The organism is Streptomyces sp. NPDC006296, assembly GCF_040613235.1.
Classification (GTDB): Bacteria; Actinomycetota; Actinomycetes; order Streptomycetales; family Streptomycetaceae; genus Streptomyces.
The window spans coordinates 174,331-200,680 of sequence record NZ_JBEXRT010000001.1; the positions used below are offsets into that span (position 1 = coordinate 174,331).

General features: G+C 73.3%; 24 protein-coding genes and 1 pseudogene. 12 read left to right on the top strand and 13 right to left on the bottom strand.

The window, feature by feature from the left end:
- The first annotated feature begins 156 nt into the window (after nucleotides 1–156).
- From ABZ172_RS00865 to ABZ172_RS00890, 6 genes are all read left to right on the top strand, one after another.
- On the top strand, nucleotides 157–810 hold the full coding sequence (locus tag ABZ172_RS00865; protein WP_356878694.1) for a fasciclin domain-containing protein: 654 nt from the start codon (nucleotides 157–159) through the stop codon (nucleotides 808–810).
- 651 nt (nucleotides 811–1,461) lie between these two features.
- Entirely contained in the window at nucleotides 1,462–3,243 is a 1,782-nt protein-coding gene (locus ABZ172_RS00870) for an ATP-binding protein (protein ID WP_356878696.1), read from the top strand.
- Between the two features lie 5 nt (nucleotides 3,244–3,248).
- The gene (locus tag ABZ172_RS00875) at nucleotides 3,249–3,659 is read left to right on the top strand and encodes a roadblock/LC7 domain-containing protein (protein ID WP_277334256.1); all 411 of its coding nucleotides are present in this window, start codon (nucleotides 3,249–3,251) and stop codon (nucleotides 3,657–3,659) included.
- Entirely contained in the window at nucleotides 3,656–4,027 is a 372-nt protein-coding gene (locus tag ABZ172_RS00880) for a DUF742 domain-containing protein (protein ID WP_356878699.1), read from the top strand. Before ABZ172_RS00875 ends, ABZ172_RS00880 begins: the two co-directional genes overlap by 4 nt.
- Entirely contained in the window at nucleotides 4,008–4,613 is a 606-nt protein-coding gene (locus ABZ172_RS00885) for an ATP/GTP-binding protein (protein WP_356878701.1), read from the top strand. Before ABZ172_RS00880 ends, ABZ172_RS00885 begins: the two co-directional genes overlap by 20 nt.
- Complete coding sequence (locus ABZ172_RS00890; RefSeq protein ID WP_356878703.1) at nucleotides 4,610–5,866, top strand: cytochrome P450; 1,257 nt, start codon at nucleotides 4,610–4,612, stop codon at nucleotides 5,864–5,866. The genes ABZ172_RS00885 and ABZ172_RS00890 overlap by 4 nt, the downstream gene beginning before the upstream one ends.
- Nucleotides 5,867–5,933: 67 nt before the next feature.
- On the opposite strand, the gene ABZ172_RS00895 is transcribed toward ABZ172_RS00890, so the two are convergent.
- From ABZ172_RS00895 to ABZ172_RS00905, 3 genes are all read right to left on the bottom strand, one after another.
- On the bottom strand, nucleotides 5,934–6,965 hold the full coding sequence (locus ABZ172_RS00895) for a 7-epi-alpha-eudesmol synthase (RefSeq protein WP_356878705.1): 1,032 nt from the start codon (nucleotides 6,963–6,965) through the stop codon (nucleotides 5,934–5,936).
- A gap of 364 nt (nucleotides 6,966–7,329) precedes the next feature.
- Nucleotides 7,330–8,232: a glycosyltransferase gene (locus ABZ172_RS00900; RefSeq protein WP_356878707.1), complete on the bottom strand. Its 903-nt coding sequence runs from the start codon at nucleotides 8,230–8,232 to the stop codon at nucleotides 7,330–7,332.
- Between the two features lie 175 nt (nucleotides 8,233–8,407).
- Complete coding sequence (locus tag ABZ172_RS00905) at nucleotides 8,408–9,892, bottom strand: MFS transporter (protein ID WP_356878709.1); 1,485 nt, start codon at nucleotides 9,890–9,892, stop codon at nucleotides 8,408–8,410.
- Nucleotides 9,893–9,998: 106 nt separating this feature from the next.
- On the opposite strand from ABZ172_RS00905, the gene ABZ172_RS00910 reads away from it, so the two are divergent.
- A complete protein-coding gene (locus ABZ172_RS00910) occupies nucleotides 9,999–10,610 on the top strand; it encodes a TetR/AcrR family transcriptional regulator (protein ID WP_356878711.1) in 612 nt (203 codons plus the stop codon).
- 312 nt (nucleotides 10,611–10,922) lie between these two features.
- Here the strand turns inward: ABZ172_RS00910 and ABZ172_RS00915 are convergent, their stop codons facing one another.
- From ABZ172_RS00915 to ABZ172_RS00925, 3 genes are all read right to left on the bottom strand, one after another.
- Nucleotides 10,923–11,777: a PhzF family phenazine biosynthesis isomerase gene (locus ABZ172_RS00915; RefSeq protein ID WP_356878713.1), complete on the bottom strand. Its 855-nt coding sequence runs from the start codon at nucleotides 11,775–11,777 to the stop codon at nucleotides 10,923–10,925.
- 232 nt (nucleotides 11,778–12,009) lie between these two features.
- Complete coding sequence (locus tag ABZ172_RS00920) at nucleotides 12,010–12,474, bottom strand: lamin tail domain-containing protein (RefSeq protein ID WP_356878715.1); 465 nt, start codon at nucleotides 12,472–12,474, stop codon at nucleotides 12,010–12,012.
- Between the two features lie 137 nt (nucleotides 12,475–12,611).
- On the bottom strand, nucleotides 12,612–13,367 hold the full coding sequence (locus ABZ172_RS00925; RefSeq protein ID WP_356878717.1) for an SDR family oxidoreductase: 756 nt from the start codon (nucleotides 13,365–13,367) through the stop codon (nucleotides 12,612–12,614).
- Between the two features lie 142 nt (nucleotides 13,368–13,509).
- On the opposite strand from ABZ172_RS00925, the gene ABZ172_RS00930 reads away from it, so the two are divergent.
- A complete protein-coding gene (locus tag ABZ172_RS00930; RefSeq protein ID WP_356878719.1) occupies nucleotides 13,510–15,177 on the top strand; it encodes an alkaline phosphatase D family protein in 1,668 nt (555 codons plus the stop codon).
- A 102-nt stretch (nucleotides 15,178–15,279) separates the two neighbouring features.
- On the opposite strand, the gene ABZ172_RS00935 is transcribed toward ABZ172_RS00930, so the two are convergent.
- Nucleotides 15,280–16,287 carry a Gfo/Idh/MocA family oxidoreductase gene (locus tag ABZ172_RS00935; RefSeq protein WP_356878721.1) on the bottom strand — a complete coding sequence of 336 codons (1,008 nt, stop codon included), beginning with the start codon at nucleotides 16,285–16,287 and terminating at the stop codon, nucleotides 15,280–15,282.
- An 81-nt stretch (nucleotides 16,288–16,368) separates the two neighbouring features.
- Here ABZ172_RS00935 and ABZ172_RS00940 point away from each other — a divergent pair, with 81 nt between their 5' ends.
- Together ABZ172_RS00940 and ABZ172_RS00945 are read left to right on the top strand one after the other, a co-directional pair.
- Complete coding sequence (locus tag ABZ172_RS00940) at nucleotides 16,369–17,763, top strand: Bcr/CflA family multidrug efflux MFS transporter (RefSeq protein ID WP_356878723.1); 1,395 nt, start codon at nucleotides 16,369–16,371, stop codon at nucleotides 17,761–17,763.
- Between the two features lie 157 nt (nucleotides 17,764–17,920).
- Entirely contained in the window at nucleotides 17,921–18,916 is a 996-nt protein-coding gene (locus ABZ172_RS00945) for a small ribosomal subunit Rsm22 family protein (RefSeq protein ID WP_356878725.1), read from the top strand.
- A gap of 19 nt (nucleotides 18,917–18,935) precedes the next feature.
- Here the strand turns inward: ABZ172_RS00945 and ddaH are convergent, their stop codons facing one another.
- Nucleotides 18,936–19,838 (bottom strand): dimethylargininase, encoded by a 903-nt coding sequence (ddaH, locus tag ABZ172_RS00950; protein WP_356878727.1) that lies wholly within the window; start codon nucleotides 19,836–19,838, stop codon nucleotides 18,936–18,938.
- A 123-nt stretch (nucleotides 19,839–19,961) separates the two neighbouring features.
- Here ddaH and ABZ172_RS00955 point away from each other — a divergent pair, with 123 nt between their 5' ends.
- The gene (locus tag ABZ172_RS00955) at nucleotides 19,962–20,591 is read left to right on the top strand and encodes a TetR-like C-terminal domain-containing protein (protein ID WP_356878729.1); all 630 of its coding nucleotides are present in this window, start codon (nucleotides 19,962–19,964) and stop codon (nucleotides 20,589–20,591) included.
- A gap of 141 nt (nucleotides 20,592–20,732) precedes the next feature.
- The gene (locus ABZ172_RS00960; RefSeq protein ID WP_356878731.1) at nucleotides 20,733–21,476 is read left to right on the top strand and encodes a bifunctional DNA primase/polymerase; all 744 of its coding nucleotides are present in this window, start codon (nucleotides 20,733–20,735) and stop codon (nucleotides 21,474–21,476) included.
- A gap of 190 nt (nucleotides 21,477–21,666) precedes the next feature.
- Here ABZ172_RS00960 and ABZ172_RS00965 read toward each other — a convergent pair whose 3' ends face one another.
- The 5 genes and pseudogenes from ABZ172_RS00965 to ABZ172_RS00985 all read right to left on the bottom strand — a co-directional run.
- Nucleotides 21,667–22,656: a hypothetical protein gene (locus tag ABZ172_RS00965; RefSeq protein WP_356878733.1), complete on the bottom strand. Its 990-nt coding sequence runs from the start codon at nucleotides 22,654–22,656 to the stop codon at nucleotides 21,667–21,669.
- Complete coding sequence (gene efeU, locus ABZ172_RS00970; RefSeq protein WP_356878735.1) at nucleotides 22,568–23,503, bottom strand: iron uptake transporter permease EfeU; 936 nt, start codon at nucleotides 23,501–23,503, stop codon at nucleotides 22,568–22,570. Before efeU ends, ABZ172_RS00965 begins: the two co-directional genes overlap by 89 nt.
- A 22-nt stretch (nucleotides 23,504–23,525) precedes the next feature.
- Entirely contained in the window at nucleotides 23,526–24,767 is a 1,242-nt protein-coding gene (gene efeB / locus ABZ172_RS00975; protein ID WP_356878736.1) for an iron uptake transporter deferrochelatase/peroxidase subunit, read from the bottom strand.
- An 11-nt stretch (nucleotides 24,768–24,778) separates the two neighbouring features.
- Entirely contained in the window at nucleotides 24,779–25,915 is a 1,137-nt protein-coding gene (gene efeO, locus ABZ172_RS00980; RefSeq protein ID WP_356878738.1) for an iron uptake system protein EfeO, read from the bottom strand.
- A 178-nt stretch (nucleotides 25,916–26,093) separates the two neighbouring features.
- A pseudogene (locus ABZ172_RS00985) lies at nucleotides 26,094–26,255 on the bottom strand (hemin ABC transporter ATP-binding protein); the annotation flags it as partial.
- Nucleotides 26,256–26,350: the final 95 nt, after the last annotated feature.

Consider the following 26,350-nt stretch of genomic DNA (forward strand, 5'->3'; position numbering starts at 1 on the left):
GCGCGCTTCACTGGTGGAGGGTCGACGACACGATCGGCTTCCCCCGGGTGGTGCACACTCCCCGCCCGGGTGCAGGGCTCCTCGTCGAGCAGCTCCTGCGACTTTCCCTCCCCGAGGATCTGGACCTCTCCCCTGATCGAGGAACGAGGAATCGGTATGAAGTCCGCACGCACCCGTACCACCGCTTTCGCGACGGCGGCGGCGCTGAGCCTCCCGCTGTCCCTGGGCGCCCTGGCGTCCCAGGCGTCCGCCACCGCCTCGCCGAGTCCCAGCGACACGGCGTCGCCGTCTCCCTCGTCGAGCGGGCAGCCCTTCGGACCGGGATGCTCCTCGCTGCCGCAGAGCGGCACCGGGAGCGCCGCGGCGATGGCGAAGGAGAACGTCGCCACCGCGGTGGCGAACAACCCGAACCTGTCCATGCTGGCCGACGCCATCAAGAAGACGGATCTCACGACCACCCTGAACGACCTCAAGGGCAGCAGTGTGTTCGCGCCCACCAATGACGCGTTCAACAAGCTCAGCACCGCCAAGCGGGACGCGCTCCTCAACGACCCGGCGCAGCTCAAGAAGGTGCTGTCCTACCACGTGGTCGAGAACAAGACGATCACCAAGGCGGAGCTTCCGCACGGCACCTTCACCACCCTGGAGGGCAGCACGCTCACCACGTCGGGCTCGGGCGACTCGTTCAAGGTCAACGGCACCGTCCCGATCACCTGCGGCGACATCGCCACGCAGAACGCGACGGTCTTCATCCTCGACGGCGTCCTCGTGCCGCCGACGGCCACCCCGTCGACCTCGCCCTCCGCATAGGGCCGGCAGTCACGCACGGGGCACGGCCGGGACGGCCCGGCCGCCCCCGGCGGACCGGCAGCGCGTCACCGTGACCGCGGTGGCGCGCCGCCGCGCGAGCGGACGGCGGCGGAAGCCGTCGGGCCGCGGCCGGGTCCGAGGGGACCTTCACCGGGATCCGGGGCCCGGATCCCGTCGGCTCTCCCCGCCCCAGCCGAACCGCAGCGCAAGGATCCTGTGAAAATCGTGGGTGGTGCCGTGTGTACGCCGTGCGGTCGCACGACCTCGTCCGGAACCGCGGGTTCCGGCCCCGGGCCCGCGCGCGGTCCTGCTCCGCCCGGCCCGTCGCGCCCCTCGGACCGGCCCTTCCAGCCGTTCGGCGGCAACTTCCCCTGCTGCCAAGCCCGTTGCGCCGTATGAGCCCTGACTGCTGGTTCCGGTGCCGGTGCCCGTCGTTCTCCGCGCCGTCCGGACGCACGGTTTAAGCCACTGAGTGAACGAATCCTTCCGGCGCGTGAAGCGAAGTTGATCACTTGTGCCTCAAACCCGATAGGCTCCGTCGCGGCGCGGCGAGTTGACTCGCATATTCACTCCGCCGCTGTCGCGCTGCGCGCTCGACGCGTGGTGCCCGCGCGCCCTTTTGTTCGATTGTGTTGCTCTCGAAGGATGCAGATGGAACTTGCCACTCCACCACCAGCGGCACGTGCACCCGTCGCCTGGTACGGCTGGTGGCTGATGCCGCTCGCCTTAGGGGCCGGAACCGTCGCCACCGCGGTGGCGGGACCCGACCAGGTCCAGATACCCGCGACGTTCGCGGGTGCCGCGGTCACCGTCGCGGGCGCCGCCTGCGTACGGCTCCTCGTCCGTACCCGTACCCAACTGGGGCGTAGCAAGGACGACTTCGCCTCGGCGCAGACCGAGCACTCCCAGCAGCGCTATGCGGACGTGCGCAGCAGGGAGCAGAGATTCGCGACCGAGCGCTCCGCCCTCGAAGCGCAGCTCGCCGAGCAGACGGCGGCCCTGGAGGCCCGTCTCGCCGAACACCACCAGGCGTACGAGAGCGACCTCGCCGAGCGCGCCCGGACGTACGAGAGCGATCTCGCGGAGCGTGCCCAGGCGTACGAGAGTGAACTCGCCTCGCAGTCCGCCGCCATGGAGCGGAAGCTCGCTGTCCAGCAGGCGGCCGTCGCCAGACTCGGCGACAGCGACCTCCCCGAAGCCATCAAGCGGCTGCGTGACGGCGAGGCCATCGACGACATCCTGGACGAGACCGAGCACCACGCCGAAGCCGGTCCCGCGCTGCGCGCGGCGCAGCGCAGGATCCTGAGGACCGCGCTCCTGGGGGTGGAGGAGGAGCTCAACCGCTCCACCTCGGCCGAGCAGGCCGTGGTCGGCATCGGCAGCCGGATCCACGTGCTGACGGGCCGGCTGCGCGGCCGGCTCCACGAGATGCAGGGCGAACACGGGCGGCTGCCCGTCGTGGCCCAGGGACTCATGGAGCTGGACCAGGAGATCGGCCCCGCCGACTGCCTCGCCGCCAGCATCGGGGTCCTCGGCGGCTCCGACCGGCCCGGACGCCAGTGGCAGGAGCCGCAGCGGCTGCTCAGTGTGGTCCGGGGCGGTATCGGACGCATCAAGGACTTCAACCGCATCCAGGTCCGGCACCTGCCCGAACTCGGCGTCGACGGCGGTCTGGTGGACCACCTCACGCTGATCTTCGCGCACCTCCTCGACAACGCGGCGCGCTACTCGCCGCCCACCGAGCCCGTGGTCGTCTCCGGCAAGGAGGTGCCCAACGGTGTCGGCATCGAGATCCAGGACGCGGGCAAGGGCCTGAGCGACGAGCGCAAGCGCGAGGCGGAGCAGTCCATCGCGGGCACCGCGAAGGGCCCCGGCCTCGGCGGCATCTCGGAGGACGCCAACCTCGGCCTCCGCGTGGTGGGCGCCCTGGCGCGCCGCTACGGCATCCGCGTCACCTTCGCCGACTCGCCGTGGCTCGGCACCTCCGTCGTCGTGGTGGTTCCCCACAAGTACTTCAGCCACCTGTCCGCGCCCGTGGCCGAACCGGTCCGGCCCGCCGCCGGAAGGCCGGAGCCGGCCGCGCCCCTCGCGCGCCGTGCCGCCCCCGCCGTGGCGCAGGCCCCCGCGCCGGCCGCGTCCGCCGTGCCCGTGGAGAGCACCGAGGACGTGGAAGCCGTGGACACCACCCCCGGTGGCCTGCCGCGGCGCAGGAGCAGGCGGCCGGACGCGCCGAGCGCCCGTCCGGCCGGCGCCGACCGGACCGCGGAGTCCGTGGCCGCCGTGCCGCCGGACGCCTCGTTCGCCGGCCTCGCCGCCTTCGCCACGGCCGGACGCGAGAGCGTCCCGCCCGGGGCCACGACCGCGCAGACCGGACCGGACGCCCGTGAGACGACTGCCGGCCGCGAGACCAACCGCACGGAAGAGAGCGACTAGTCCACATGACGCAACAGGGAACCGACGTGAGCTGGGCGCTCCGGGATCTGACGGAGAGCATCCGGGAGATCCGCTTCGCCCTCGTGGCCTCCAGTGACGGCAAGGCCATCACCTCCTACGGCGCCGACGACCCGGACGACGTGGACCGCTTCGCCGCCGTGGTCGCCGGACTGCAGGCGCTCGCCCAGCCGGTGGCCGAGCAATTCCCCACATACGCAGGCCAGTTGCGCCTGGCGATGATCGAGGTCGACGGTGGTCACCTCTTCGTCGTGCGGGCCGGTGTGGAGACGTACCTCGGGGTCCTCGCCAAGGAAGGGCTCGACCAGGGCCTGCTCGGACACCAGATGAGGGACCTGGCGCGCAGGATGGGTGAGCTTCTCGGCACCAGCCCGCGCCTGGAGGAGCACTCTGGATGAGTGGTCCCCGCCGACCGTCGGACCCACCCGGTCTGGAGCGCTACTACGTCCTCACCGGAGGACGCAGTGGGCCGGGGGGGTCGGCGTCGACCCTGGACGTGGCGACCCTCATCACCTCCCGTGCTGCGGCCGAGACCGGCCTCCAGCACGAGCACGAGGAGATTCTGCGGCGCTGCCGCGATCCGCTGTCGGTCGCCGAACTCGGCGCCCACCTCGGATTGCCCTTCAACATTCTCGCGGTACTCCTGGCCGACCTGCTGGACGCAGGCCGCGTCGAGGCCCGTGATCCCATCCCGGCGTCAGCCGCCGGCCGCGGGCCCGACATCGCGCTCCTTGAGGAGGTACTCAGTGGACTTCAAAGGCTTTGACCATCCCGACCGGCAGACGGCCGGGGGCACCCGCTCGGTGAAGGTGATGATCGCCGGCGGGTTCGGCACCGGGAAAACCACCCTGGTGCGTTCGGTCAGCGACATCAAGCCGCTCACCACCGAGGAGACGCTGACCCAGGCCAGCGTGGACGTCGACGACCTGATCGGGGTGGCGGACAAGCAGGAGACCACCGTCAGCCTCGACTTCGGCAAGATCGGCCTCAACGACGAGCTGATGCTCTACCTGTTCGGGACACCGGGGCAGGAGCGGTTCTGGTTCCTGTGGAACGGCCTGTTCAAGGGGGCGCTCGGGGCCGTCGTCCTGGTGGACACCCGGCGGCTGGCCTCCAGTTTCCGGGCGATCGAGGAGATGGAGCGGCAGGACGTGCCCTTCGTCATCGCGCTCAACGTGTTCCCCGACTCGCAGCAGCACCCCGTCGAGGAGATCCGGGACGCCCTGGACATCCCCGCCCACACCCCCGTCGTGACCTGCGACGCCCGGGACCGGAACTCCAGCCGTGACGTGCTGATCGCGCTGATCCGCCACCTCAAGGCACGTTCCGACGCCGCCCTGGAGCCCCGATGACCGAGCTCCCGGAGAACGGCCCGGACGCCCCCCGAGGGTGCCCCGTCATGCACGGCGCCGGGGGTGACCTCACCCGGCTGTACGGGCCGGACGCGGCGATCGACCCACAGGGCATCTACGACCGGCTCCGCAAGGAACACGGGGCGGTGGCACCGGTGCTCCTGGAGGGGGACGTCCGCGCCTGGCTGGTCCTCGGCTACCGCGAGAGCCGGCGGGTGCTGGACAACCCCCTCCAGTTCAGCCGGGACTCGCGCATCTGGCGGGACTTCGAGGAGGGCGGCGTCGAGGAGACCTCGCCGCTCATCCAGATGCTCGGCTGGCGCCCCGACTGCGTGTCCCAGGACGGCGAGCCGCACCGCAGGCTGCGCCGGGCCGTCACCGACAACCTGGACACCCTCGCGGGGCGCGGCATCCGGCGCCACGTCACGCACTTCGCGAACAAGCAGATCGACGCGTTCGCCGGGAAGGGCGGCGCCGACCTGGTGGGCGAGTACGCCGAGTACCTGCCGATGCTCGTGCTGACACGGCTGTTCGGCCTCCCGGCGGCCGGGGGGCGCAGCCTCGCGGTCTCCTGCGCCCAGGTCATCAAGGGCGGGCCGGACGCCCTGGAGCACAACGACCGCATCATGGAGATCCTCGGCGAACTCGCCGAGCGCAAGCGCGCCGAGCCCGGTCCGGACTTCACCACCGGGCTGCTCGCCCACACCGCGGGCCTCGACGAGGAGGAGATCCTCAGCCACCTGCGCCTGGTGCTGATCACCGCCCACACCACGACCAGCAATCTGCTGGCCCGGGTGCTGGAGCTGGTCCTCACCGACGCCTCGCGCCTCGCGGGGCTGGTCAGCGGTCAGCTGAACATCTCCGAGGTGGTCGAGGAGGTCATGTGGAACACCCCGCCGCTGGCGGTCCTCCCGGGCCGTTTCGCCACCTCGGACCTCGAACTCGGCGGTACCCAGGTCAAGGAGGGCGACCTGCTGGTGCTGGGGCTCGCCGCGGGGAACCTCGACCCCGACATCCGGCCCGACGCGGGCGTCTCCGTGCACGGCAACCAGTCGCACCTCGCGTTCAGCGGCGGACCCCACGAGTGCCCCGGCCAGAACATCGGCCAGGCCATCATCGAGACCGCCGTGGACGTCCTGCTGCACCGGCTGCCCGGGCTGCACCTGGCGGTGCCCGCCGACGAACTCACCTCGACCGCCTCCACCTGGGAAGCGCGTCTGGACTCCCTCCCGGTGGAGTTCGCCCCGGTCTGACGCCGCCCCCGGTGGCCCCGCCCGTCCCGCCGCCCGGCCGGTTCCCCGGCCGGGCGGCGGCGTCGTGTCAGACGGCGAGCAGATCGTCCAGCGAGCCCCGGCCCGCCAGCTCGGCCGTGGCGGCAGGCCCCTCCTTCGCGGCGGCGTACCGGCCCGAGGTCAGCGCCCACTCGTAGTTGCCGCCGATCCAGTGCTGGATGGCCTCCACCCCCATCCGCACCCGCTCCCGCTCCTCGGCGCCGAGGCCGAGCTCCGCGCACATCACCGGTACCCGCGCCTCCAGTTCGAGGTACTCGTCCAGGCACCGGGTGGTCATGCGGTACGCCTCGTCGGCGGCCTGCTCCCAGGTGCCGCCGCGCTCCCGGTGCAGCACGGCGATGAGGTTGTGACCGTCGCCGCGGCGCCGCTCCCGCTCGAAGGAGTGGATGTCGTTCATGAACCCGATGGTGTCCGCGGCGAGGTCACGCATCCTGACCATCAGGTCGTGCGCCTGCACCTGGGCCGGCACCTCGAACCCGCGGCTGCGTTCCCCCGCGTCGATGCTGTGGTGGATGCCCACGGTACGGCGCCGGAATTCCGCGTACTCCGCGACGCCGAGGGAGCCCGCGCGGCCCTCGGCCGCCAGGTCGACCTCCTCGGTGTGCGCCACGAGGAAGCGCCCCCAGGAGGCGGCGAACCGGGTCTGCCATGTCAAGGACATGCCATCCGAAAGATGGGCCCACACCTCGGCCCAGGCCACGGTGATCGGGCACACCACGCGGGGGGTCGTCCCGGCGGGCCGCATCGGTGTTGCTATCAGCTCCCGCGCGACCTCGGCTATCCGGTCCGCGCGGTCGGGGCTCCCGGAGTCGAACTGGTCGTCGAACAGGAAGGCCAGGGAGAACCAGTTCATCAGGACGACCATGTCCTCGGCCGAGGCGTGCGGGTAGGTCCGGGCCGCAGCCTGGGGCAGGTCCCAGGACTGGTACTCCTCGAACCCGGCCTGGCTCCGTACCAGGCCCTTCTCCCACACCCAGCGCAGATGGCGCTCCCGGGCGGGGGCGAGGTGCTCGCTGACCGGGGTGGCGAAGGGGAGGTCGAACGTGACGTCCTGCGGCATTGGCGTCCTCTCGTGAGGCGGATCGCAGGCCCCCGCCCCTGCGACAGGGCGATCGGAATTGACGCCCATTGACTCGAAGTGCACGTTTAGAGCGCGAATATGACGGCCCCTCATGTGCGCCCTGAGGCTGCCCAGAGCCTAAACGATCTACGCCCCATGATCAGCTCGAAGTGGTTTTTACGGAACCAGAGCTTCCCCTCCGGGCTCCGGACTCCGTGTCGACCGGCTCCCGGCCTCGCGCCCGGCCGGGCTGCGGGCTCCGCGCCCGACCGGGCTCCCGCCTCCGCGCGCCCGGCCGGGCGGCACCTTCCGGACGGCCGGGCTCCCGGCACGGCGGCCCGACCGTCCGGAAGGCGCCGGTCCGTCAGATGATCGGCGGACGCCCCACGCGTGTCATCCGCCACACCGTGCTCCAGCGCATCGGCCGTCGTTCACCGCACGCCGTGCGGGCGCCCTCGGAGAAGCCGGCCGCCCAGGCGCGCAGTCCGGAGGCCGAGCGGGTGCGGGCGACGGTGAGCAGGATCCAGGTGCCGAGGTAGACCGGGACCAAGAGGGCGGGCAGGTGGCGCCGGGCCAGCCAGACGCGGTTGCGGGCCGTCATCCGGTGGTAGACCGCGTGCCGGGCCGGGGACGTCCGGGGGTGCTGGAGCAGCAGCCCGGGCTCGTAGAGGATCTTCCAGCCCGCGTCGAGCGCCCGCCAGGACAGGTCGGTCTCCTCGTGCGTGAAGAAGAACTCGGCCGGCCAGGGGCCCGTCTCGGCGAGCATCCGCATCGAGAGTGCATGGGCGCCGCCGAGGAACGCGGTGACCGGGCCGCCGCGCATCGGGTCCTTGGCGCGCAGCCGCGGCACGTGCCGGCGCTGGGTCTCGCCGTGCTCGTCGGCGATGCGGAACCCGACGATGCCGAGGCCCGGGTCGGCCGCGTACAGCTCCCGGACCTTGCGGAACACGTCCTTGTCCACCAGGAGCCCGTCGTCGTCCAGCTCGATCACCACGTCCACGTCGCCGAAGCCGGCCAGCGCGTCCAGGGCCTCGTTGCGTCCGCCGGGGCAGCCGAGGTTCTCGTCGAGTTCGAGCAGGGTCACGCCGCCGGCCAGGTCCGTCAGACCGGGGAACGCGCCGTAGTCGGGGAGGGGCGAGCCGTTGCCCACGACGACCACGCGGGAGGGGCGCACGTCCTGCATCGCCACCGACGCGAGCAGCGCCTCGACCTGCTCCGGGCGGTCTCCCATGGTGATGACGGACACACCGATGCGTGGTTCGGACAAGGCTCGGCTCCTGGTTTCCCGGCGGCTGTGGCACCGCGGTACCGCCGCGGTGCCCGTGATCGTAACGTCTCCTGTTCAGCCGCCGTCCGGCGCCCGGTCACCGGGAGGACGCCTCTCGTTCAGCCGGGCGGGGATCGGCGTGCCCGGGCGCCGGGCGGCGGTGGTGCGACGGCCGTCATCCTGCCGCGCCCGCGTCCCCCGTCCCCGGCCCGACGCGCCCGGCGGGCGTCCTGCTGCCCGGCCGGCCGAGGAAGGCCCCCGCGAGCAGTGCCCCGGCGAGGACGAGCGCCGAGTTGACCAGGATCGCGGCCGAGACCCCGGACAGGACCGCCGCCGGTCCGGTGCCCGTGCCCGTCCGGGCCGTGACGACGGCGCTCATCACCGGGATGCCCAGGGCGATCCCCACCTGCTGGGTCATCGTCGCGAGCCCGGTCGCCAGCCCCTGCTCCGTGTCGGGGAGGCCGGAGGTGGCGGTGACCATGAAGCCCACGATCATCAGCATGTTGCCGACGCCGCCGACGAAGCTCGCCACCAGCAGGAGCGCGATCCAGCCGTCGGAGGTGCCGAGCGCCACCAGGGAGAGCGTCGCGGCGGCCTGGACGGTCCCGCCGAGGACGATGGCGCGCCGGTTGCCGAACCGCCCGACCGCACGGCCGCCGAGGAGACCGCCGGTCACGGTCCCGGCGCCCAGGACGCCGAAGGCGAGCCCGGTCGCGAGCGGGGAGCGGCCGAGGACCTCCTGGAGGTAGAGCGTCAGCAGGAAGACCAGCGAGGTCTCGGTGACGAAGGCGATCAGCCCGGTGGTGTTCCCCCAGACGACGCTGCGCCGCCGGAGGATGTGCACGGGCACCAGCGGCGCCGCCGCCCGCTTCTCGATGAACCAGAACCCGGTGAGGAGCACGGCGCCCGCGAGGAGTGGGGCCAGGGTCGCGGGGGTGGTCCAGCCGGTCTCGCCGGCCCGGGTCAGTCCGTGGACGAGCAGGAGCAGGCCGCCGGTGACGGCCGCGGCCCCCGGCAGGTCGAGCTTCGGCCGCCCGGCGGGCCGCGACTCGGTGATCACGGACGGGGCGAGGGCGACGACGAGCACGGCCACGGGGACGTTGACGAAGAAGGCCCAGCGCCAGGACAGCAGATCGGTCAGCAGGCCGCCGAGGACCGCACCCGCGGTGAAACCCGCCGACATCAGCGCGCCGTTGAGGCCGAGGGCGCGCTCGCGGAGCGGCCCCTCCGCGAACGCCGTGGTGAGCAGGGCGAGGCCGGCCGGGGTGACGGCGGCGGTGGCGAGGCCCTGCAGGACGCGGGCGGTGAGCAGGACCTCGGGGGAGGTGGCGATCCCGCCGAGCACCGAGGAGAGGCCGAGGACGACCATGCCGCCGACGAACAGCCGCTTGCGGCCGACGAGATCGGCGACGCGCCCGAACAGCAGGGTGAAACCCGCGGCGGCGAGGGCGAAGGAGGTGGCGATCCACTGGAGGTGGGCGAGGGAGAACCCGAGTCCCTCCCCGACGGCGGGCAGGGCGACGTTCAGGATCGAGAAGTCGACGGCGACCATGAACTGCGCGCCGAGGAGGAGGACGAGGACGAGCTTCTGCCGGCCGGTCGTGCGCGGGGCCGGAGTGGCGGGATCCGCGGTGGCGGACGCCGTGCTGGACGTGGACATGGGGGTGCCCTTCCTGGAGACCCGGGAGTTTAACGGTCCTTTAGTTCCGTTAAGATGAAGGTCACCGTAGCAGGGGTGAGGCGACTAATGGAACGGGAGACCCGTTATGAATGGGATGGATGGGGAGCCGGGCACGGTCCGGCCCGGCGGGCGCACCGCACGGGTGCGGGAGTCCGTGCTGCGCGCGGCCGGTGACGCACTGGTCGAGCACGGCTTCGACGGGCTCGACCTCGCCGACGTCGCCCGCCGCGCCGAGGTCGGCAAGACCACGGTCTACCGCCGCTGGTCCACCACGGCGGGGCTGGTCGCCGACCTGCTGACGGACATGGCGGAGCAGTCGGAGGCGCGCAGCGACACGGGCTCCCTGGACGAGGACCTCCGCGCCAACGCACGGCTGGTGGTGCGGACGCTGACCGACGGGCGGCAGGGGCCGCTCTTCACGGCCGTCGTCGCGGCGGCGACCTGCGACGGCCGGACGGCCGACGCCCTGCACCGCTTCTACGCGGTGCGCATCGACGAGTGGGCCGGCTGTGTCGACGCGGCGGTCGGGCGGGGGGAGCTGCCCCCGGGCACCGACGCCCGCGAGGTGATCCGGGCGGTGTCCGCGCCGCTCTACTACCGGCTGCTGGCCAGCGGCGACCCCCTCGACGAGGAGGCCGCCGACCGTGCCGCCCGCGCGGCGGCGGTGGCCGCACGGGCGGGCGTGTACGCGAGCTGAGACGGGTGCGGGGGTGCGGTGCGCCGGGGTGGAGGGCTGGGCCGGCGGGGCTGCCGGGGCCGAGGGGTGTCGGGCGCCGGGCCGCCGGCGCCGGGGTGCGGGATGTCCGCTGACCGGGCGGGACGCAGACCGGCCCGACCGCGGCTCGGGCACGCGGCCGGGCGAATGGCGGCAGGGGGCTCGGGGTGTCCCGCCGCCCAGGATCCCGACCGCGCTCGGGCACGCGGCCGGGTGCACGGCGGCAGGGGCCTCGGGCCGTCCCGGCAGCCGGTCCCGCCCCGGTGCCCGCCGCCCGGGACTCCGTCCCGCCCCTCAGTCGATGCGGGTTCCCGTGCCGCTGACCCTGACCCGGGTGTCACCCGGCGTCAGTCCGACGGTGAGGGTGCCGGGCCGCCCCATGTCCGCGCCCTGGTGCAGGGTGAGGACGGCGTCGTCCGGGACCAGGCCGAGCTCGCGTGCGTACGCGCCGAACGCGGCGGCCGCCGCGCCCGTCGCCGCGTCCTCGACGGCGCCGCCGACCGGGAACGGGTCCCGTACGTGGAAGACGGCGGCGGACTCCCGCCACACCAGCTGAACGGTCGTCAGGCCCAGCCGGTGCATGAACGCCTCCAGCCGGGCGAAGTCGTACGCCAGGTCCGCCAGCCGCTCCCGGCTCGCCGCGGCCAGCACCAGGTGGCGGGCGCCGGCGTACGCGATGCGGGGCGGCAGTGCGGGGTCCAGATCCGCGGCCGGCCAGTCCAGGGCGGCCAGGGCCTCCGCCAGGTCCGCGGACCCGGCCTCCTCGACGTACGGCTCGACGCTGGTGAGGGTGGCGCGGAGCTCACCGTCCTCGCGGGCCACGGTGACCGGCACCGGACCGGCCGGGGTGGTGAAGAGCAGATCGCCCGGGCCGTCCCGCTCGGCCAGCGCGAGCGCCGCGGCGACCGTGGCGTGCCCGCAGAAGGAGACCTCGGCCTTCGGGCTGAAGAAGCGCAGCGTGTGTCCGCCGCGGCCGTCCGGCGCGGTGAGGAACGCCGACTCGCTGTACCCCAGCTCCGCCGCGACGGCGAGCATCTGTGCGTCGTCGAGTCCGGAGGCGTCCAGCACGACCCCCGCGCGGTTGCCCCCGCCGGGATCGGCGGAGAACGCGGTGTAGTGGAGGACCTCGGCGCTGGATCGGCTGCTCATGCCACAGCCCAACCAGGGCCGCCGGCGGCGCATTCCCGCGGCGCCCCGGAGCGGCGTCCCCGAGCGCGGTGTTCCTGGTTCCCGAAGCGCCGGCGGCGTCCCCGAGCAGGTTCCCGGGGCGGCGGTGCCGTCCTCCCGGGCCTTCAGCAGGGGTGGTCCGGGGTCCTGACTCCCCGGACCACCCCCTGGCCGCACTGCGGACCCCCCGGCCGCGGCGGCCTTCTCACTGTGGTCAGTGACAGACCTTCACACCGGTGCCCCTGCCCCAGGAGCAGGAGTCCAGGAGGCTGCCGCCCGGCTTGATCAGCCGGGCCTTGTCGCCGGTGTTGTTCCAGACGTACGAGCCGCGGTTCCAGTACACGTGGGCCGCGGAGTTCCTGCCCTTGCCGGTGTGCACCCGGACCGTCTTGCCGGCGGCGACGGCGAGGCTCGGGAAGGTGTACGTGTAACCGGTGTTGTCCTTCAGCCGGTAGCCCTTGAGCTGCAGCTTGGACCTGCCGTTGTTGTGTATGTCCACGTACTCGGCGTTGAGGGACGTGTTCGTCCGGGTGTCCTTGCCGGGGCTGTCGTACTGGATCTTGCCGAGGTGCAGCCCGCCCTGGTGGGAGGCCGCCGAAGCCGGGACCGAGGCGAGGAGCGAGCCGGCCAGAGCGGTCGCGGCGGCCAGGGCGAGGGGCCCGGCGGTACGTATGCGCATGCTGTGTGGTCCTTCTGTGGTCTTCCGGTGAAGGTCAGCAGCATACGGGCAGAAGACGTTCATCCGGAACTGACGACAAAAGTTTTCAAGTTGCTTTATTTGGTGGTCAGTTCCGGGTTTACCTCGATCGGAATTGATCAGCCGCGGCCCACGTACGGCATGGCCGTCGCCAGCACGGTGGCGAACTGGATGTTGGCCTCCAGGGGCAGTCCGGCCATGTGCAGGACCGTCCGGGCCACGTCGTCCGCCGCCATGACCGGCTCGGCCGCCACCTCGCCGTTGGCCTGCAGGATCCCCGCGCTCATCCGCTCGGTCATGTCCGTCGCCGCGTTGCCCACGTCGATCTGCCCGCAGGCGATCCGGTACGGCCGCCCGTCCAGCGACAGCGACTTCGTCAGTCCGGTCACCGCGTGCTTCGTCGCGGTGTACGCGGGGGAGTGCGGACGCGGCGCGTGGGCCGAGACGGAGCCGTTGTTGATGATCCGGCCGCCCTGCGGGTCCTGTTCCTTCATCAGGCGGTACGCCGCCTGGGCGCACAGGAACGTCCCCGTCAGATTGACGTCCACCACCGCCCGCCAGTCCTCGTACGCGAGGTCCTCGACCGGGGTGGAGCGCGGCCCGAACGTCCCCGCGTTGTTGAACAGCAGGTCCAGCCGGCCGAAGCGGTCCCGTACGGAGGCGAAGAGCGCGGCCACCCCGTCCGGATCGCTCACGTCGGTGGGCACGCGGACGGTGGTCCCCGGGCCGGCCGCCGCGGCCGTCTCCTCCAGGGCCGCGGCCCGCCGCCCCGCCAGCACCACGGTCCAGCCCGCACCCGTGAGGGTGAGGGCGACGGCCCTGCCGATCCCCGAACCCGCACCCGTGACGACGGCGATTCTCTGCTCAGCGTTCATGGCCCGGCAGCGTACGGGAGGTTTCGCGGCGGCCGGCACCCGGTGCTCACCACACCGCCATATGGATGCTGTGTACGTGCCAACGGAAAGTCGTGGCGCCGCACTTCCCTTCCTCTGACAGCATCCGGCACGGGAGGGGCATATGACACCCGCACAGATCACCAGGACGCCCGGGCGGCACGGCCACGCCACCGAGCTGCGCAGCGCCGCACGCAGGCTCGTGTCCGGGCCGGGCCGCCGCCGATTCCTCACCGTCACCGGTGCCGCCGCCGCACTCGCCCTCACCGTCGGCCTGCCCGGCGCGGGCACGGCGGCCGCCGCCGAGCTGGACGCCCGGAGGATCACCGAGGACCCGTTCACCCTCGGGGTGGCGTCCGGGGACCCGCTGCCGACGTCCGTGCTGCTGTGGACGCGGCTCGCGCCCCGCCCCTACGAGGCCGACGGCGGGCTGCCCGCCCGGCGCGTCGAGGTCCGCTGGGAGATCGCCCGCGACGAGCGCTTCCGCCGGATCGTCCGGCGCGGCACCGCCACCGCCCACCCGGAGTTCGGGCACAGCGTGCACGTCGAGGTGCGGGGGCTCGACCCCGACCGGGGCTTCCACTACCGCTTCCGCGCCGGCGACTGGACCAGCCCCGCCGGACGCACCCGCACCGCGCCGTCCCCCGGCGCCCGCAACAGCTCCCTGACCCTGGCCGCCGTCTCCTGCCAGGCGTACCACGACGGCTACTTCACGGCCTACCGGCACCTCGCGGACGAGGACGTCGACGTGGTGTTCCACCTCGGCGACTACCTCTACGAGTACGCGGTCACCGCCGCGGGCGGCGCCCGCGCCTACACCGACCGCGTGCTGCCCGCCCACTTCGCCCGGGAGACCGTCACGCTGGAGGACTACCGGATGCGGTACGGCCTCTACAGGTCGGACCCGGACCTGCGCGCCGCACACGCCGCGCACCCCTTCGTCGTCACCTGGGACGACCACGAGACCGAGAACAACTACGCGGGCGACACCCCGGAGAACGACGTCCCCCCGGAGGAGTTCCTGCTGCGCCGGGCCGCCGCCTACCGGGCGTACTGGGAGAACCAGCCGCTGCGCACCCCGCAGCGCCCCGCCGGCCCCGACATGCGGCTGTACCGGCGGCTGCGCTTCGGCGGGCTCGCCCAGTTCGACGTCCTCGACACCCGTCAGTACCGCAGCGACCAGGCGTACGGCGACGGCTGGCAGGTCCCCGGGCCCGAGTCCGAGGACCCCGCGCGCACCATGACGGGCGCCGCCCAGGAGCGCTGGCTGCTCGACGGCTGGAAGGCCTCGGACGCCCGCTGGAACGTCGTGCCCCAGCAGGTCACCTTCGCCCGGCGGCGCAACGTGCCGGCCGGCGTCCACAAGCTGTCCATGGACTCCTGGGACGGCTACCCCGCCTCCCGGCAGCGGCTCATGGACGGCGCCGAGGCCGCCGGGATCGAGAACCTGATGGTCCTGACCGGCGACGTGCACGTCGCGTACGGCTTCGACCTGAAGGCCGACTTCGACGACCCTGAGTCCCGGACCGTCGGCACGGAGATCGTGACCACCTCGGTCTCCAGCGGCAAGGACGGCTCCGAACGGCCGGCCAACTGGGACAACCTCACCCGGGCCAACCCGCACCTGAAGTTCTACGACGGACGCCGCGGCTACACGCTCGTCACCCTCGGCACCCGGCAGGCGCGTGCCGACTTCCGTACGGTGCCGGCGGTCACCACCCCCGGCGCGCCGGTCGGCACGGCCGCCTCCTTCGTGACCGAGGCGGGCGACCCGGGACTCACCCCCGCCTGACCCGCCACCGGCAGCGAACGCGCCCCGGCCCGGACCCGGTCCGGGGCCTTCGGGTCCCGGCCGGTCCCGCGCGGCCCGCGACCTGCCCGGGGGAGTCCTCCGTCAGGCGGGGTCGTCCGCCGGGTAGCGGACGCCGATCCGCTCGCGCACCGCGTCGAGCGTCCGCATCACGGCGAGCGAGCCCTCCAGCGGCACCAGCGGGGACTCCGTCTCCCCGGCCAGCAGCGCCCGTGTCACCTCGGCGGCCTCGTACTGCATGCCCGAAAGGCCCTGCGGGCCGGGGCCCGTGACGACCTTCTCCGGCTCCCGCCCCGGCCGGTGCAGGAAGAAGTGGTCCGGGTGGAAGAAGTCCCGGGGGAGGTCGATCCGCCCCGCCGTGCCCGTGACGGTCGCGGAGGCCTGCAGGTCACCGACGAGGGAGCAGCTCAGCAGCGCCGTGGCACCGGAGTCCCAGCCCAGCAGCATCCCGGTGTTCAGGTCGACCCCCTCCGGGGACAGCAGCGCGTCGGCCTGCACCCGGTCCGGTTCGCCCAGCAGCAGCTGGGCGAACGACACCGGGTAGACCCCCAGGTCCAGCAGCGCGCCGCCGCCCAGCGCGGGATCGCGCAGCCGGTGCTCAGCCCCGAAGGTGCCCGCGAAGCCGAAGTCGGCCCGGACGGTGCGGATCTCGCCGATCGCGCCGTCCCGCACCAGCTCGGTGATCCGGCGGACCAGCGGATCGCAGTACGTCCACATGGCCTCCATCAGGAACAGCCCGCGCTCCCGGGCCAGTTCCACCAGCTCCCGGGCCTCGCGCTCATTGAGCGTGAACGCCTTCTCGCACAGGACGTGCTTGCCGGCCGCCAGGGCGAGCCCGGCCGCCTCCCGGTGCGCCGAGTGCGGGGTGGCGACGTACACCACGTCCACGGCCGGGTCGGCGACCAGCTCCGCCCAACTGCCGTACGCCCGGCCGATCCCGAACCTCCCGGCGAACGCCCGCGCGGAGGCCTCGGTACGGGAGGCGACGGCCACCACCTCGGCCCCGGAGTCCTGCATCGCCATCAGGTCGGCGGTGAACCTCGCGGCTATGCCGCCCGTCGCCAGAACACCCCAACGCACCGTCCCGCTCATGCCGCCCGCCCTCGGAAAAGGTATCGACCACTACGACTGACCTGAGAGCATAGATGTGGATTCAACGAAGCGGAGACGAGGATGCCGGACAGCGGCGCGAGCCGGGCCCAGCGAACAGACGAGCACATACCGACGAACGACACGGGCGCCGCACTCGGCGCCCAGGCCACCGCCACCCCCACCGCTGCGGGTGTCCCGGCCATCTCCCTGACCACCGCGCCGGGTGTCCCGGCCGCCTCCACGACCGGCGCACGGCGGGCCGGACTCCTGGTCACCCTGGTGCTGGGCGGACTCACCGCCCTGCCGCCGCTGTCCATGGACATGTACCTCCCGGCACTCCCGGAGGTGACCGACGCGCTGCACGCACCCGCCGCGACGGTCCAGCTCACCCTGACCGCCTGCCTCACCGGCATGGCACTCGGCCAGCTCGTCGTCGGCCCCATGAGCGACCGCTGGGGCCGGCGCACGCCGCTGCTCCTCGGCATGGTCGTCTACGTGCTCGCCACCGCGATCTGCGCCGTCGCCCCCACCGCGGAGCTGCTCATCGGCTTCCGGCTCCTCCAGGGGCTGGCCGGCGCCGCGGGCATCGTGATCTCCCGGGCCGTGGTGCGCGACCTCTACGACGGCGACGAGATGGCGCGGTTCTTCTCCACCCTGATGCTGATCTCGGGGGTCGCGCCGGTCGTCGCGCCGGTGATCGGCGGCCAGGTGCTCCAGTTCACCGACTGGCGGGGCATCTTCGTCGTCCTCACCCTGGTCGGCGTGCTGCTCACCCTCGTCGTCTGGAAGTGGCTCCACGAGACGCTCCCCGCGGAGCAGCGGCACACCGGCGGTGTCGGCGACGCGCTGCGCACCATGCGCGGGCTGCTCGCCGACCGGGTGTTCACCGGCTACATGATCGCGGGCAGCCTCGCCTTCGCCGCGCTCTTCGCCTATGTGAGCGCGTCCCCGTTCGTCGTCCAGGAGATCTACGGCGCCTCGCCGCAGACCTTCAGCCTGCTCTTCGGGATCAACTCCATCGGTCTGATCGCCGTCGGCCAGATCAACGGCAAGCTGCTCGTCGGCCGGGTCAGCCTCGACAAGGCGCTCGGCCTCGGCCTCGCCGTCATCTCCGTCGCGGCGCTCGCCCTGCTGCTGATGACCTCCGGGGTCTTCGGCGAGGTCGGTCTGGTGCCGGTGGCCGTCGGGCTGTTCGTGCTGATGTCCGCGATGGGCCTGGCGATGCCCAACACCAACACCCAGGCCCTGATGCGCACCCGGCACGCGGCCGGCTCGGCCTCCGCGCTGCTGGGGACCTCCCAGTTCCTGATCGGCGCCATCGCCTCGCCGCTGGTCGGGATCGCCGGTGAGCGGACCGCCGTCCCCATGGCCGTCGTCCAGGTGGTCTGCGCGCTGTCCGCGGTGGTGTGCTTCCTGCTGCTGTGCCGCCCGTGGCGGAGGGCGGGCACCGGACGCGAGCCGCACCTGAAGGGCTGAACGCGGCCCCGACGCGTACGTGAGGGCTCGGGCGGGCCGTGACCCGCCCGGGCCCTCACGGCAACCGGCCCGCCGCGGCCGGCGGTCCGGTCCGGCAGCCGCCCGTCCCGGACCACCGGGCTGCGGGACACCGGGACGCTGCGCCTACAATTCGGCGGTGAACGCCACCCTCCCCACCGGTGAAGCCCTGCGCGCGGCACTGGCCGCCCTGCTCGACGGGCTGCCCCCGACCCGGGCCGCGCAGGCCGTCGACCGGCTGATCGCCAGCTACCGCGGGACCACCCCCACCGACGCCCCGATCCTGCGTGACCGCGCGGACGTCGCCGCCTACGCCGCGTACCGGATGCCCGCGACGTTCGAGGCGGTACGGTCCTGCCTCGCCGCACTCCGTGAGGCGGCGCCGGACTGGGAGCCCGCCACCCACACCGACATCGGGGGCGGTACGGGCGCGGCGAGCTGGGCGGTCGCCGGGGCCTGGGACGGGCCGCGGAGCACGGTGCTGGACTGGTCGGAGCCCGCCCTCGCGCTCGGCCGCGAGCTCGCCGAGGCCTCCGGCGTCCCCGCGCTGCGGGCCGCCACCTGGGAGCGGGCGAGGATCGGCACGTCACCGGCCCCGGCCCCCGCGGACCTGGTGACCGTCTCGTACGTGCTCAAGGAGCTCACGGCCGCGGACCGGGCCGCGGTGGTGGACGCCGCGGCGTCCGCCCGGGCCGTGGTGATCGTGGAGCCCGGCACCCCCGACGGCTACGCACGCGTCATCGAGGCCCGCGACCGGCTGATCGCCGCCGGGTTCGGTGTCGCGGCGCCCTGCCCCCACGACGACGCCTGCCCCATCGAGCCGGGCACGGACTGGTGCCACTTCTCGGCGCGGGTCAGCCGCTCCTCCCTGCACCGCCAGGTCAAGGGCGGCTCGCTCAGCCACGAGGACGAGAAGTTCAGCTACGTCGTGGCGACCCGGTTCCCCACCGTCCCCGCCACCGCCCGGGTCACCCGCAGACCGCAGATCCGCAAGGGCCAGGTGCTGCTGGAACTCTGCACCCGGGACGAGGGCCTGCGGCGCGCCACCGTCACCAAGCGGCACGGGACGCTCTACCGCGCCGCCCGCGACACCGCGTGGGGCGACGCCTGGCCGCCGCCCGAGGACAGCCCCTGACCGGGGGCGCCGAGTCTGGTCACCCCCTCCCCGGTGCGGCCCGCAGCTCCTGGGTGCAGCACTTCACGCTGCCGCCGCCCTTGAGCAGTTCGCCCAGGTCCATCGGGACCGGCTCGAAGCCCCGGTCCCGCAGCGGGTCGAGGAGCCCCACCGCGGCCTGCGGGAGCAGCACGTGGCGGCCGTCGCTGACCGCGTTGAGACCGAGCCTGGCGGCGTCCGCCCGCCCGGCCCGCAAGGCGTCGGGGAAGAGCCGGGCCAGCACCGCGCGGCTGCCCGGCGAGAACGCCTCCGGGTAGTACATGATCTCGTCGGCCGCGTCGTCCAGGACGCACAGCGCCGTGTCCAGGTGGTAGTAGCGCGGGTCCACCAGATCCAGGCCGATCACCGGCCGGCCGAAGAACTCCTGGGCCTCGCCGTGGGAGAGCGGACTGGACCGGAAGCCCCGCCCGGCCAGCAGGTACGAGGCGGTCACCGCGAAGTCGCCCTCGCCCTCGTTGACATGGGCCGGCTCGTGGATCTCGGTGAAGCCGTCGGCCCGGAACCACTCCCGGTGCGCCTCCGCCTCCGCGTACCGCTCCCGGTAGGCGAACCGGGCGCCCAGCACCCGCCCGTCGATCACGGTGGCGCCGTTCGCCGCGAACACCATGTCGGGGAGGTCGGGCCGGGGGGTGAGGAGTTCGACGGTGTGGCCGAGCGACCGGTAGCGGTCGCGCAGGTCCTCCCACTGGGTGGCGGCCAGGGGCAGGTCCACGGGCTTCGACGGATCCATCCACGGGTTGATGGAGTACGTGACCTCGAAGTGGTCCGGGGCGCACATCAGATAGCGACGGGGGGTGGCGTCACGGGTCAATGCAGGCTCCTCACGAACGGCGGTCCGGCCGCGGAACGGTGGGATGCGCACGGGGTGCGTGCGTGCGTTCATGGTGCGCCGGACCCGGACCGTCGCGCTGTGATCCGTTCGGGTGGTTCGGTGGGGCGCGGAGGCGGATGCCGGCCCGGCACGCAAGACGATACGTATCGGACCGCGACCCTCCAGGCCGGCCGGATGTCACCGCGCAGGACACCCCACGCGACCCGCCGCAGCGACCGCTCCCGCCGCGCCGTCCAGGACGCCGTGCTCACCCCCGTCGGCGAGGCGGGGTACGCGCGGACGACGGTCGAGGCCGTCGCCGCGCGGGCCGGGGCCGGCAGACAGACGATCTACCGCTGGTGGCCGTCGAGGGCGGCCGTGCTCATGGACGCGTTCCTCGACCGGTCCGCCCGCCGGGCGGCGGAGGCGGACGCGGCGGGAGAGGGCGGCCGGTCGGGCGTCCCGGACACCGGCGACCTGGCGGCGGACCTCAAGGCCGTGCTGCGGGCCACGGTCGACGAGCTGAACGACCCCGCGACCGACGCCCCCGTCCGGGCCCTCACCGCCGAGGGCGCCGTCGACCCGGAGTTCGGGGCCCGGTTCGTCGAGGAACTGCTCGAACCCCGGCTCCGGACGTACGTCACACGCCTGCGCGCCGCCCAGCGGCCCGGCCAGGTGCGTGCGGACGTCGAACCGCGGATCGCGGTGGAGCTGCTGGTCGCCCCGCTGACCCACCGCCGGCTGCTCAGGACGCTCCCGCTCACCCACGCGTACGCGGACGCGCTCGTCGACCACGCCCTGCGCGGACTCTCCCCCCGCGCATGAATCCGGCCAGGCGGATGATCACCCCCGGTACGCCGGCGGTCGCCTCCGCGTGACGGTCCGGGTACCCGCTTGGCGACTCCGGCCCCCCGAGGAGCAGGATGGTGGGAGCATGGTGGGGTAACCACTGAGGTGAGGGGATAGATGGGCGCCGATTCCAGCCGCCGCCGCGGCACCGAGGGCAGGATTTCCCAGTGGCTGCGCAGGCGGCCCAGACCGCAGCCGGAAGCCGACGACGCGGCACGGCTGGAGCTGCTCCTCGCCGTCGCCGAGGCCGGAATGCCGATCGCTCCCGCCGCGCACCCGTCCGGGTTCCGGTGCTCCTGCGAGCGCATCGGCTGTCCGACGCCCGCACGGCACCCGGTCTCCTTCGCCTGGCAGACCCAGTCCACGACGGACCGCGCGCAGATCGAGCGGTGGGCGGCCGACCAGCCGCTGGCCAACTTCATCACCGCCACGGGCCTCGTCCACGACGTCCTCGACGTCCCCCTCGCCGCCGGGCAGGCCGCCCTCGAACGGCTCACCGACGCGGGCGTCGACGTCGGCCCGGTGGCCCGGTCAGGCGCCGACCGGATGCTGTTCTTCAGCGCCACCCGCGGTACCCCGGAGGACGAGGACGAGTGGTGGCCGTGCGAGCTGGACTGCCACCCCGAGACCATGGACGAACACCCCGGGCTGCGCTGGCACTGCCGGGGCAGCTACGTCCTCCTGCCGCCCGCCAGGCTCCCCGGTGACCTGGACGTGCACTGGATCCGCGGACCCGAGCACCCGCTGCCCGATCCGCTGACCCTGCTGGAGACGCTCACCGACGCCTGCGCGCAGTACGCGGACTCGGCCGACGAGGGCGACCTCGACCACGGTTCGGTGGCCTGGCCGCTCAGCCGCTGAGGGAGCGGGGCCCGGCGCCGTCCGGCCGCGGCGGGACACACCGGTGCGGCCGGGCCCCCGCCGGACCCCGCCGCCCGGGACGCCCCTGGGCCCCGCCGCGCGCCGGTGTCCGCACGGGGTCCGTGGGTGCGCCGCGGGGCCGGGAGCCCGGTCCTGCGGCAGGACGGGCTGGCGTGCCGTGCGGCAGGGCTCAGGAGCCCTTCGCCGCGACCAGGCCGGGCAGCCGGTTCAGCAGGCGGACCCGCCCCTCGGCGCCCTTCCCGGGCACGAGGGCCAGCTGGCCGGAGACCCGCTCCTTGGTGAGGGTGCTCTTCACCTCGCCGGTCAGCAGCGCCCGCACATCGGCCGAGACCGCCGGCCGCAGCCCCTGGGCCGCCGTCTGCCGCTCGAAGTGCCTGCTGCTGAAGAAGACCAGCGCACCGCCGTCCTCCGTCGTCAGACCCAGCGGCGCGAACGTCCCCGAGTCCAGCTTCTGGTCGACGTACTGGTACGAGAAGCCCGCCCTGCGGGTGTTCTTCCGGGCCTCGCGCCAGCCCGAGGTCAGCGGCCCCGGGGCGAACACGTCCGGCGAGCCGTCGCTGAGGTAGTCCGTGTACGTGGTGCTCAGGTCCGCCGGCAGGGTGGCCAGTGCGGCGTCCGAGTCCGGGGCGGGCACGGGCACGGCCCAGCCGTCGGCGTCCTCGCGGAACTCCGGGATCTCGGACGGTGCGGCGACCGCCAGGTAGGCGACCTTCCACAGCGCGTCCGGCCCGGTGCGGAGGAACGCCAGCAGCCAGCGGTTGTCCGTCCTCCCGCCGTCCTGGTCACGGTTGGAGTCGGTGTTCGCCAGGAACCAGCGCGGCCAGCCCGCCTTCCTGGGGATGACGTAGGACGCGTCGGTCAGCTCCAGCGGCCGGTGGGCCGTGTTGCCCTGCGGGCTGTTCTTCCGCCGGGCGGCCAGGCCGGCCTGGTTGACCGCTCCGAGCGCACCGGTCACCCGGTCCTCGTCGAGCGCCGGGTCGTACGCCTTGTCCGCCTTGTTGTAGGCGACGGTGAAGTCCTTCAGGGCCTGCGCCGCCTCGGACCGCGTCGCCCCCGGCACCACTTCCAGTTCACCGTGTACCGTCACGCAGCCGCTCGCCGTCACGACCAGTACCGTCGCCGTCGCGAGCCCCGCCGCCAGTCGACCCAGCCTTCTCATCCGTTGCCTTCTGCGCCTTCTGATCCGTCGTCCGCACTGACCGCCTGAACCCTACCGGGGCGAGGAACAGCGCGAGCGTGGGGATGAGATACAGCGCCCACACCGTGACCTGGAGAACGGTCGGATCGGCCTGGAAGTTGAAGACGCCCTTGAGGAGGGTGCCGTACCAGCTGTCCGGCGGGACCGTGCTCGTGATGTCGAAGGCCTTGGTCCCCAGGCCGCCCAGGAAGCGGGCCTCCTGCAGGTCGTGGACCCCGTAGGCCAGCACACCCGCCGCCACCACCACGAGCATGCCGCCGGTCCAGGTGAAGAACCGCGACAGGTTGATCCTCAGCGCACCGCGGTAGAACAGCCAACTCAGCGCGATCGCGGTCGCGATGCCCAGCAGCACCCCGATCAGCGGCGCCGAGGAACCCTCGCCGCTGGCCCGGACCGACGCCCACACGAACAGGGCCGTCTCCAGGCCCTCGCGACCCACCGCCAGGAAGGCGGTGGCCACCAGAGCGCCGGTGCCCATCGCGAGCGCCGAGTCCAGCCTGCCGTGCAGCTCCGTCCTCAGGTGCCGCGCGGTCCGCCGCATCCAGAACACCATCCAGGTCACCAGCCCGACGGCGAGGATCGACAGCGAACCGCCGAGCATCTCCTGCGCCTCGAACGTCAGCTCCTGGGAACCGAATTCGAGTGCCGCGCCGAACGCCAGCGAGAGGGTGCAGGCGATCGCGATGCCGGTCCACACCGGGCGCAGCGCGTCGCGGCGGCCGGTCTTGACCAGGTAGGCGACGAGAATGCAGACGACCAGGCCGGCCTCCAGTCCCTCGCGCAGGCCGATCAGATAGTTGCCGAACATGCGGGTCCTTCCACGGTGCGGGTCATGCGAACAGCGCCCGGCCCCACCAGTCGTCCGTGTCCCGGACGCCCGGCGGGACGGCGAAGACCGCCGAACCCACGTGCTGGATGTATGCGTTGAGTGCGTCCGAGGCCGCGAGCGCGCGCTGGACGGGGACGAAACCGGTGCGGACGTCCCGCTGGTAGGCCAGGAAGAACAGCCCCGCGTCGAGCCTGCCCAGGCCGTCCGTGCCGTCGGTGAACGAGTAGCCGCGGCGCAGCAGGCGCGCCCCGCCGTTGCTGTCCGGGTGCGCCAGGCGCACGTGCGCGGTCGGCAGCATCGCCTTCAGGAACGGCTCGTCGCGCTCCGCGGCCTTGCCCACCGGGGCACCCTCGCCCTTGTCGCGGCCGAAGATGTCCTCCTGCTCCTGCAACGGGGCGCGGTCCCAGGTCTCGATGTGCATGCGGATGCGCCGGGCCACCAGGTAGGAGCCCCCGGCCATCCATCCGGTGCCGTCCGCCGCACCGGCCCACACGTGCCGGCGCAGGGCGGCCTCGTCCGTGCCGGAGATGTTCCGGGTGCCGTCCTTGAACCCCATCATGTTGCGCGGGGTCTGGGCGTCGGGCGTCGTCGAGGACGTCTTGCCGAACCCCAGCTGCGACCAGCGGACGGCGGTGCGGCCCATTCCGATCCGGGCGAGGTTCCGGATGGCGTGCACGGCGACCTGCGGGTCGTCCGCACAGGCCTGCACGCACAGGTCCCCGCCGCTGCGGGCGGCGTCCAGGTTGTCGCCGGGGAACTTCGGCAGGTCCACCAGGGCCCCGGGCCGCCGGTCCGCCAGGCCGAAGCGGTCCTCGGCGAACAGCGACGGGCCGAAGCCGACGGTCAGCGTCAGCCGGGACGGCCGCAGGCCCAGTGCCTCGCCGGTGTCGTCCGGCGGGGCCTCGGCCGCGCCGCCGTACGCCCCCTCGCCCACGGGCCGGCCCGCCGTCATCCGCTCGGCGGCCCGTGTCCACTCCCGGAGCAGGGCGGCCAGTTCGGCCCTGTCCTCGGTGGTCACGTCGAACGCGGCGAAGTGCAGCCGGTCCTGGACCGCCGTGGCGATCCCCGCCTGGTGCGCCCCGTGGAAGGGCACCGCAGCGCCGCCGTCCGGCGCCGTCTCGGCCCCGCCGGAGCGCACCGCGGCGACCGCGCCGCCCGTCGCCGCCGCGCCGAGCGCCAGCCCGGCACCGCCCCAGCCCAGCAGCGCCCGACGCGACGGGGCGCCGGTCCCGGTCTCGGTCATGATCGCGTCCCTTACTTCGTGACCGCGGCGGCCAGCTCGGACAGCGGCTCCGCGAGCGCGTTGACCGCGTCGGAGAGCTTCTTGCGGTCCGCCGTGCCGACCTTGTCGTACGAGGTGAAGTCGTAGGAGTCCGTGTCCGCGCGGTAGGTGTCCAGCAGGGCGTCCAGCGCCGCGAACCGCTTGTCCAGGGAGGCGGTCAGCGCGGCGTCGTTCTTCGCGGCGATCGGCTTCAGGAGTGTGTAGGACCGCTCCGCGCCCTCGACGTTGGCCTTGAAGTCGACGAGGTCGGTGTGGCTGTAGCGCTCCTCCTCACCGGTGACCTTGCCGGTGGCCACCTCGTCGAGGAGCTCCTTGGCGCCGTTGGCCATCGAGGTCGGGGTGATCTCGGCCCGGCCGACCCGCTTCTGCCAGTCCAGCAGGTCCGTGTGCAGGACGGGTGCGAGGGCCTTCTCCTCGGCCCCCAGCTTCCCGTCCTTCCACAGCGCCTTCTCCAGGCGGTGCCATCCGGTCCACTTCTGGCCGTCCTCCAGGCCGTCCTCGCGGACGTCGACCTTCGGGTCGATGTCGCCGAAGGACTCGGCGACCGGCTCGGTGCGCTCCCAGCCGATCCGGGAGACCGCGTACGCCTTCTTCGCCGCCTCCACGTCGCCCGCGGCCACGGCGTCGGTGAACACCTTGACCCGGGGCAGCGTCTCGTCGGCCTGCGCCTGCACGTAGTCGCGGTAGCCGGCCACGGCCGCGTCCATCTCCGGGCTGCGCGCGGCGGTCCTCCCGCCGGTCACCTCGACCTTCTGGCGGATGCCCTTGCCCTTCATGCCGGGCTTGCAGGCGATCACGTAGGTGCCGGCCTTGATCTCGGCCGTGATCCTCGCCCTGGTGCCGGGACCGATGTTCTCGCGCTCGGCGACGATCCGGTCGTCCGGGAAGAGGACGTAGACCTCGGTGACCTTGGACCCCTTGTTCTCCACGGCGAGTTCGACGTGACCGGCCGGGACCGACGTCGAGGACACCTCGCAGGAGTCGTCCGTGGCCACCACGCGGACCGCTCCGTCGCCCTTGCCGTCGCTCTTCTCGGCGCAGCCCGTGACGGCGGTCAGTGCGGCCACCGCGGCGACGGCGGTGACGACGGAGGGACGAAGGGCACGCATGAGGGCTCCACGAGGGTGAAAGAGCGGGGGACGGACGCTAGGTGAGGCTGGCCTAACTTAACCGGGCGGCACCGGGCCGCCACCCGTCCGTGAGGTGATTCGGGTCTCACTCCGCCGGGTCGGAAACGGCCCGGTCACGGCAGGCCCAAGGCGAACCCGGGAGGAGGTCAAGGGCGGGTCAAGCAAGCCTTTTCGGTACGACGAGCGGAACCCCGGTCCGCGGGTGCGGGAACACCTCGACCGGCTGCCGGTGGACCTCGCCGAGCAGCGTGCCGGTGAACACCTCGGCGGGGGGCCCGGCGGCCGCGACCCGGCCGCCGTGGAGCACCACCGCCCGGTCCGTCTGCCACCGCGCTGATCGCGGCCTCCGGGGCCGTCGTGGCGGCGGGCGCCGCCGTGCTGATCGCCGCACGCCGCCGCCGTACCGTCTGGTCT

Excerpts from the sequence above, each read along its gene's own strand:
- ABZ172_RS00865 (WP_356878694.1), top strand. The coding sequence starts at position 157 with ATGAAGTCCGCACGCACCCGTACCACCGCTTTCGCGACGGCGGCGGCG.
- ABZ172_RS00870 (WP_356878696.1), top strand. The coding sequence starts at position 1,462 with ATGGAACTTGCCACTCCACCACCAGCGGCACGTGCACCCGTCGCCTGG.
- ABZ172_RS00875 (WP_277334256.1), top strand. The coding sequence starts at position 3,249 with ATGACGCAACAGGGAACCGACGTGAGCTGGGCGCTCCGGGATCTGACG.
- ABZ172_RS00880 (WP_356878699.1), top strand. The coding sequence starts at position 3,656 with ATGAGTGGTCCCCGCCGACCGTCGGACCCACCCGGTCTGGAGCGCTAC.
- ABZ172_RS00890 (WP_356878703.1), top strand. The coding sequence starts at position 4,610 with ATGACCGAGCTCCCGGAGAACGGCCCGGACGCCCCCCGAGGGTGCCCC.
- ABZ172_RS00895 (WP_356878705.1), bottom strand. The coding sequence starts at position 6,965 with ATGCCGCAGGACGTCACGTTCGACCTCCCCTTCGCCACCCCGGTCAGC.
- ABZ172_RS00905 (WP_356878709.1), bottom strand. The coding sequence starts at position 9,892 with ATGTCCACGTCCAGCACGGCGTCCGCCACCGCGGATCCCGCCACTCCG.
- ABZ172_RS00910 (WP_356878711.1), top strand. The coding sequence starts at position 9,999 with ATGAATGGGATGGATGGGGAGCCGGGCACGGTCCGGCCCGGCGGGCGC.
- ABZ172_RS00915 (WP_356878713.1), bottom strand. The coding sequence starts at position 11,777 with ATGAGCAGCCGATCCAGCGCCGAGGTCCTCCACTACACCGCGTTCTCC.
- ABZ172_RS00920 (WP_356878715.1), bottom strand. The coding sequence starts at position 12,474 with ATGCGCATACGTACCGCCGGGCCCCTCGCCCTGGCCGCCGCGACCGCT.
- ABZ172_RS00925 (WP_356878717.1), bottom strand. The coding sequence starts at position 13,367 with ATGAACGCTGAGCAGAGAATCGCCGTCGTCACGGGTGCGGGTTCGGGG.
- ABZ172_RS00930 (WP_356878719.1), top strand. The coding sequence starts at position 13,510 with ATGACACCCGCACAGATCACCAGGACGCCCGGGCGGCACGGCCACGCC.
- ABZ172_RS00935 (WP_356878721.1), bottom strand. The coding sequence starts at position 16,287 with ATGAGCGGGACGGTGCGTTGGGGTGTTCTGGCGACGGGCGGCATAGCC.
- ABZ172_RS00940 (WP_356878723.1), top strand. The coding sequence starts at position 16,369 with ATGCCGGACAGCGGCGCGAGCCGGGCCCAGCGAACAGACGAGCACATA.
- ddaH (WP_356878727.1), bottom strand. The coding sequence starts at position 19,838 with ATGAACGCACGCACGCACCCCGTGCGCATCCCACCGTTCCGCGGCCGG.
- ABZ172_RS00955 (WP_356878729.1), top strand. The coding sequence starts at position 19,962 with ATGTCACCGCGCAGGACACCCCACGCGACCCGCCGCAGCGACCGCTCC.
- ABZ172_RS00960 (WP_356878731.1), top strand. The coding sequence starts at position 20,733 with ATGGGCGCCGATTCCAGCCGCCGCCGCGGCACCGAGGGCAGGATTTCC.
- ABZ172_RS00965 (WP_356878733.1), bottom strand. The coding sequence starts at position 22,656 with ATGAGAAGGCTGGGTCGACTGGCGGCGGGGCTCGCGACGGCGACGGTA.
- efeU (WP_356878735.1), bottom strand. The coding sequence starts at position 23,503 with ATGTTCGGCAACTATCTGATCGGCCTGCGCGAGGGACTGGAGGCCGGC.
- efeB (WP_356878736.1), bottom strand. The coding sequence starts at position 24,767 with ATGACCGAGACCGGGACCGGCGCCCCGTCGCGTCGGGCGCTGCTGGGC.
- efeO (WP_356878738.1), bottom strand. The coding sequence starts at position 25,915 with ATGCGTGCCCTTCGTCCCTCCGTCGTCACCGCCGTCGCCGCGGTGGCC.